The following is a 2,582-nucleotide window of genomic DNA, read 5'->3' as shown; positions in this document are numbered from 1 at the left end:
GGTATGATTATGGGGCGAGACATTATGATGCTGCGTTGGGAAGGTTTACGACGAATGACCCGTTGGCGGAGAAATATTATTCGATGAGTCCGTATACTTATTGTGCCGATAATCCGGTAAAGTTCATAGACCCAAATGGTATGGAATATGCTCCTGGTGATCTGTTTAAGACTAAAAGAGCAGCAGCTAAAGATTGGGGTATGTATTATAATGGTGCATCTATTATACGTAAACGTGAAATGGGCTCTTCTATTTATGAAGTTAAGCAAAAGGGAAAGCTAAAGGGATATTCTTATAGTGCAGCCAATGAAGGAGAGCACAGCGTATCTATAAGCTTACCTCCTAACGGTGAGAGATTTGTAGGATCGATTCATTCGCATGGAGACGCGGACGCAGAGCATATAAATAATAAATTCTCAAAAGCTGATATAAAATATATTGAGAAAACAAAAGAAAATGGTTATTTGGCTACGCCGAGTGGCGATTTGTTAGAATATAATCCTTATAGTAAGAAAACATCAATAGTGACTAGTGATCTTCCTAGTGATCCCAAAGATCCTAAACGAAAGAATAATATTAATCCGAAAGATATTCCTGCTGAAAAGGGTAAACAAAGAATGAAAGAATTGCTACAAAAGCCAGATTTAAACATTCCTGTTAGCCAGAGAGAACATATTCATTGGGTATTTTAAAAAGATAGCAATATGTATAGGACTTATTTTTTTGCTTTAATGCTATTTGCGATGTCATGTACAAACAGTACATCGAAGGTCGGAGAAGATCAACAATCATCTCAACAGATTGAGTATGTAATGAATGATAGTCTCTCAACAGATTTTTATACTGATATGAAAAGCTATGTTCCTGCAGAGGGATTTATACCTACAGCGGATATTGCAGTAAAGATAGCGGAATGCGTACTATTGGAAATTTATGGAAAGGAAAGTATAGAGAAAGAAAAACCTTTTTCTGTTAACTTGGTAAATGGAATATGGGTAATAGAAGGGCATATTCCTAATGGAAATGATAGTGCGCTGACTTTCTGTGGACAATCTTATGTGGAAATAAGAAAAAGTAATGGTGAGATTATAAAGCTTTTGCATACTAAATAAAAAATATTACTCTAATATAAGTTGCCTTTTTTCAATGAGATTTATTTAATTACTATCCTAACATCAGATATGCTATATCTTGTATGTTAGGATAGTTTTTTAGGTCTATCAAATGATGTAGGTCATGCAGGACTACATCCGTACTCTCCGGATGCTTAACAGCACGGGCACTTCCTATCTGGATAACATTTCCTATATGTATTATTTGTACGACAGTCTGGGACGGCTGACCCTGCAGGGGGGAATCCTTCTTCCAGTCCTACCGTGCTTGTGCAGAACAACTTGCTCAGTGGCTACGACATCACAAGTACGGTTTATACTTTCTCCAACAAGCCGTCTGGTGTGACACATACACATACTGCCAGCGGAAAGACCACGCGCACGGAAGTATATACCTATACCTACGACCATGCGGACAGAATAAGCAAAGTGCAGCATAGTCTTGGCAGCACTGCGATTACTCTGTACGATGCGACTTATGACAACTTCGGTCGTTTACTGACCAAGCAGTATCACGGTACGAGCACCAACAAGCTGACTTATACCTACAACCTGCGTAGCTGGCTGACGGGAATCAGCGGCACACGCTTCACGCAGAACCTGTACTACAACACGGGTGTGGGTACTGCGAAGTACAACGGCAGCATCAGCAGTATGACCTGGAAGTCCGGGAACGAAAGTACAGTCCGTGGTTACAAATTCACTTATGACGGTCTTGACCGGATGCTGAACGCTACCTATGGCGAGACAGCAAGTATCAGCACGAATGCGAACCGCTTCTCGGAGAACGTTACGGGTTATGACAAGAACGGTAACATCAAGAGTTTGCAACGTTATGGCCAGACTGGTGCCAGTGCCTACGGCCTGCTTGATAACCTGACTCTCACCCTGAACGGCAATCAGTTGAGCTGTGTGGAGGATGCGGTGAGTACCGCTGCATACGGTACAAACACTGCCTTTGTGAACGGTGCAAGCGTCGCAGGGGAGTATGCCTACGATGTCAATGGTAATTTAACGAAAGATTTGAATAAGGGAATTACCGATATTCAATATAATGTATTAAATTTGCCCAGTACGGTATCGTTCAGTGATGGTAGCACAATCACCTATACTTATGGTGCTGACGGCACGAAACTGAGAACAGTCCATAAGATAGGTAGTACAACCACAACGACTGACTACTGCGGTAATGTGATCTATGAAAACGGTACTCAGAAGTTGTTGCTCACCGAAGAGGGTTACATCAACCTGACCGGTACCCAGCAGTATCATTACTATCTGAAGGACCATCAAGGTAACAACCGTGTAGTAATCAACCAGTCAGGTACTGTGGAGGAAACGAACCATTACTACCCTTTCGGTGGTGTGTTTGGCACTGCAGGCAATACCCAGCCTTACAAGTATAACGGTAAGGAGCTTGATACGAAGAAGGGTTTGAACTGGTATGATTATGGGGCGAGACATTATGAT

At 41.8% G+C, this 2,582-nt stretch carries 2 protein-coding genes and 1 pseudogene; all 3 read left to right on the top strand.

The features are described from left to right. Positions 1–692, top strand: a 692-nt coding sequence (locus DWY57_RS20590) for a DUF4329 domain-containing protein (protein ID WP_133302473.1), incomplete at its 5' end; no start/stop codon positions are given. Between the two features lie 12 nt (positions 693–704). After that, positions 705–1,112 carry an NTF2 fold immunity protein gene (locus tag DWY57_RS20585; protein WP_051642902.1) on the top strand — a complete coding sequence of 136 codons (408 nt, stop codon included), beginning with the start codon at positions 705–707 and terminating at the stop codon, positions 1,110–1,112. A 270-nt stretch (positions 1,113–1,382) separates the two neighbouring features. Beyond that, positions 1,383–2,582: pseudogene (locus DWY57_RS20580) on the top strand (RHS repeat-associated core domain-containing protein); the annotation flags it as partial.

Origin of the sequence: Bacteroides sp. AF25-5LB (genome assembly GCF_003602965.1) — a bacterium.
In the GTDB taxonomy this organism is placed as follows: Bacteria; Bacteroidota; Bacteroidia; order Bacteroidales; family Bacteroidaceae; genus Bacteroides; species Bacteroides uniformis.
This window is presented reverse-complemented; position numbering and strand designations above follow the sequence as displayed.